The 4,264-nt window shown below is 56.8% G+C and carries 3 protein-coding genes and 1 pseudogene; 1 reads left to right on the forward strand and 3 read right to left on the reverse strand.

The window, feature by feature from the left end:
* Nucleotides 1-253: 253 nt before the first annotated feature.
* Nucleotides 254-1,474, reverse strand: coding sequence for a CaiB/BaiF CoA transferase family protein (locus ACQKP4_RS28530; protein WP_427637381.1), 1,221 nt, complete (start codon nt 1,472-1,474; stop codon nt 254-256).
* Between the two features lie 13 nt (nt 1,475-1,487).
* The gene (locus ACQKP4_RS28535) at nt 1,488-2,669 is read right to left on the reverse strand and encodes an acyl-CoA dehydrogenase (protein ID WP_010465741.1); all 1,182 of its coding nucleotides are present in this window, start codon (nt 2,667-2,669) and stop codon (nt 1,488-1,490) included.
* A gap of 158 nt (nt 2,670-2,827) precedes the next feature.
* On the opposite strand from ACQKP4_RS28535, the gene ACQKP4_RS28540 reads away from it, so the two are divergent.
* Nucleotides 2,828-3,727, forward strand: a complete 900-nt coding sequence (locus ACQKP4_RS28540; protein WP_427637382.1) for a LysR family transcriptional regulator — start codon at nt 2,828-2,830, stop codon at nt 3,725-3,727.
* 432 nt (nt 3,728-4,159) lie between these two features.
* Here the strand turns inward: ACQKP4_RS28540 and ACQKP4_RS28545 are convergent.
* Nucleotides 4,160-4,264 (reverse strand): annotated as a pseudogene (locus tag ACQKP4_RS28545) (hypothetical protein); the annotation flags it as partial.

Below are 4,264 nucleotides of genomic sequence, written 5' to 3' on the forward strand. Positions count from 1 at the left end.
GTCAACACCTCTTTTTCAACTCCCTTTCGGCTTCGATGACCTGAAGCAACTCACTGCCGAAAACTGCGTAACTCATTGTTTACCAAGGAGTTTTCAGTTTCGACTGCGCCGGAAGTGGGGCGAATTATAGACGTCCAGAATCTGCCGTCAAGCAATGATTTGGCTTTTCTATCAATAAGTTACCGAAGGCCTGAAAACAGCTCAAACCCTTCTATATAGAAGAGCGAAACAGCCCTCTATATAGAAGGAATCCTCAAAGCACTCCTGCTTCTTTAAAAGCCGCCACTGCACAGGCATCCAAACCCAACACACGCTGCAGAACCTCCAACGTATGCTCACCCAGCAATGGCGGCGCATTACGATACTCCACCGGCGTCTCGGACAAACGAATCGGACTCGCCACCTGCGGCACCATCCCCGCCAAAACATGAGGCAGCTCAATGGCCAACCCGCGCGCCTTCACTTGCGGATCTTCAAACACCTGCGCCAGATCATTGATCGGACCGCACGGCACACCCGCTTGCTCCAACTGCAGGACCCACTCAGCGGTGGTCTTGAAGACGGTCGCTTGGCGAATCAACGGAATCAGCACTGCCCGATTGGCCACTCGGAGTTTGTTGGTCGCAAAACGTGGATCGTCTGCCCATTGAGGCTGGCCCGCCACTTCAGCGAACTTGCGGAACTGCCCGTCATTGCCCACGGTAAGGATGAAGTCACCATCCGCCGTAGGAAAATCCTGATAAGGCACGATGTTCGGGTGAGCATTGCCCAGGCGTTTCGGAGCGTTGCCTGTCGTCAGGTAGTTCATCGCCTGATTCGCGAGACAGGCCACCTGCACATCAAGCAGCGCCATATCGATGTGCTGACCGCCACCGTCATGATCCCGATGCGCCAGCGCAGCAAGGATCGCCACTGTTGAATAAAGCCCGGTCAGGATATCCGTCAGCGCCACGCCGACTTTCACCGGCCCTGCGCCCTCGTCGCCTTCCGGTCGCCCCGTCAGGCTCATCAAGCCGCCCAAGCCCTGGATCATGAAGTCATAACCCGCGCGCTTGGCGTAAGGACCGGTCTGACCAAACCCGGTGATCGAGCAATAAATCAGATTCGGATTGATCGCCTTGAGCGATTCATAGTCCAGCCCATAAGCCGCCAGACCGCCTACTTTGAAGTTCTCGATCAAAATATCCGACTTCGCCGCCAACTCTCGCACCAGCTTCTGGCCTTCCGGCCGCGTGAAGTCGATCGTCACCGATTGCTTGTTGCGATTGGCCGACAAGTAATAAGCGGCCTCGCTGGTGTTCTCGCCATAGGCGTCTTTCAGGAAGGGAGGCCCCCAGGCGCGCGTGTCATCGCCATTGCCCGGGCGCTCGACCTTGATCACTTCGGCGCCAAGGTCCGCAAGGATCTGCCCGGCCCAAGGACCGGCCAGTACCCGCGATAAATCCAGTACCCGCAGATGCGAAAGCGCGCCCATGTACGTTCTCCTCTTAATAGAACGCCTGGATGCCGGTCTGCGCGCGACCGAGGATCAGCGCGTGGACGTCATGCGTACCTTCATAGGTATTCACCACTTCCAGGTTGACCAGGTGGCGAGCGACCCCGAATTCGTCAGAGATGCCGTTGCCACCCAACATGTCGCGCGCCATACGAGCGATGTCCAGCGACTTGCCGCAGGAGTTACGCTTCATCATCGAAGTGATCTCGACCGCTGCCGTGCCTTCATCTTTCATCCGGCCCAGACGCAGGCAACCTTGCAGAGCCAAAGTGATTTCGGTCTGCATGTCGGCGAGTTTCTTCTGGATCAACTGAGTGGCCGCCAATGGGCGACCGAACTGCTGACGATCCAGGGTGTATTGGCGGGCGGTGTGCCAGCAGAACTCGGCAGCGCCCAGTGCGCCCCACGAGATGCCATAACGAGCCGAGTTGAGGCAAGTGAACGGACCTTTCAGGCCACGGACATCCGGGAAGATGTTTTCTTCAGGAACAAACACGTTGTCCATGACGATCTCACCGGTGATCGACGCACGCAGGCCGACTTTGCCGTGAATCGCCGGAGCGCTCAGGCCTTTCCAGCCCTTTTCCAGCACGAAGCCACGAATGTCGCCGGCATCGTCCTTGCCCCAAACCACGAACACATCAGCGATCGGGCTGTTGGTGATCCACATCTTGCTGCCGGTCAGGCTGTAGCCACCTTCCACTTTACGTGCACGAGTAATCATCGCGCCCGGGTCGGAACCGTGGTTGGGCTCTGTCAGACCGAAGCAGCCGATCCATTCACCGCTCGCCAGTTTCGGCAGGTACTTCTGCTTCTGGGCTTCGGTACCGAACTCGTTGATTGGCACCATCACCAGCGAAGACTGCACGCTCATCATCGAGCGATAACCCGAATCGACACGCTCCACTTCACGAGCGATCAAGCCGTAGCTGACGTAGTTCAAGCCACTGCCACCGTACTGCTCAGGGATGGTTGCGCCCAACAAGCCCACTTCACCCATTTCGCGGAAAATCGCCGGGTCAGTCTTCTCATGACGGAAAGCTTCAAGCACGCGCGGGGCAAGTTTCTGCTGAGCGAATTGCTCGGCGGTATCGCGAATCATGCGTTCTTCTTCGGTGAGCTGTTGATCCAGCAGCAGGGGATCGATCCAGTTGAAGCTAGCTTTACCGCCCATGAGTGTGTCCTCTCGAATCGGGTCAAATAACGTGGGACTGATCCTAGGCCGGGTTCGGCGTCACGGCAAACGAGGATTTTGCATACTGTTGTGCTAATTTCTCACTCCGAGACGTCGCAAAAGGTCTTTTATGCGATGTATTAGTGAGGTTGACGTACATGCGCAGAAAGATCCCCAGCACAACTGCCCTGATCAGTTTTGAGGCAGCCGCTCGCCACGAAAGCTTTACCAAGGCCGCGCAGGAACTTTCCCTCACTCAAGGGGCTATTTGCCGACAGATCGCCAGTCTTGAGGAGTTCCTCAGTGTCGAACTGTTCCGACGCTCGCGGCGTGGAGTGAAGCTGACGGAAGCTGGCCTTTCCTACAGTCGCCGGGTGGCCACCCAACTCGATGCGGTTGAGCGAGACACCTTGTCGGTAATGGGCCAGCAAGGCACCAACGTCATTGAATTGGCCGTGGTGCCGACATTCGGCACTCAATGGCTGCTGCCACGGCTCAAGGACTTTCAGCAAAAACACCCGGAAGTGACGGTCAATCTCACGAACCGTACGCGCCCCTTCCTGTTTGCCGATACCGATTTCGACGCCGCTATCTACTTTGGCGATGCCGACTGGTCAGGTACCGAATCCCACAGGCTGATGGGCGAAAATCCGATGCCGGTGTGCAGCCCGACCCTGCTCGGCAAACACGCCTCTCTTGGCGCGGAAACAATCGCCGAATTGCCCCTGCTGCAACAAACCACCCGCCCTTACGCGTGGCGCCAGTGGTTCAACTCCCAGCACCTTAATATCCCGCGCGACATGACAGGCCCGCGCTACGAGCTATTCTCCATGCTTGCCCAGGCGGCCATGCACGACATGGGGATTGCGTTGATTCCGCCATTCCTGATTCAGCGCGAACTGGCGGAGAAGCGCTTGGTGATTGCCAACCCCCAGGCGCTGTCGAGCATCAAGGCTTACTACCTGATGATTCCGGAGAGAAAGGTCGAATCCGCGTCTTTAAGGGCCTTTCGCGACTGGCTGGTAAACCAGGCACACAGCTACAACCTAGGAGAATAGAGACTTTCGGCGTTTAACTGACCCCGTAGTCAGCTAAATAAAAGCCCTACAGATATAAGTATTTGTCGCATATACGCAGACTGTATCGACATCCAGTACAAACGTCCCACAAGCGCCTGTAGTCGTGGCTTTGAGCCTCTATTCGCTAGCGATGACAGCCCATTCACCGCGCCGATGTAAAAATTCCCGGAATTGGCCAAAATCCCCGAAAAGCCACGGCCTTAAAGGGCTTAACCCAATTGGTTGCGACATTCGGTCACGGGGTGACTTGTAGTTAATTTTCCGTCACCCGTCATAAACCCTTGAAGGGTACAAAGTTCGCCTGCAAAATGCCGCGCCCCGCCCTGATTTGGCGGGATCGTGCTGATCGGCCGCCCCAGCCGCACCATCCGTAGTGCATGGGTTTACTCAATAAGATCACGCAGGAGATTTGACGTGCACACTGTCGGCCAGCGCATACAGAAACAGCAACTCGCCCATGGTGTCGCCCAGCAACACCGAGGTGCGCGCGGTGACCGGTTCGCCGGACGAGCGACG

It is taken from the genome of Pseudomonas sp. NPDC086278, from assembly GCF_050280905.1.
Lineage (GTDB): Bacteria > Pseudomonadota > Gammaproteobacteria > Pseudomonadales > Pseudomonadaceae > Aquipseudomonas.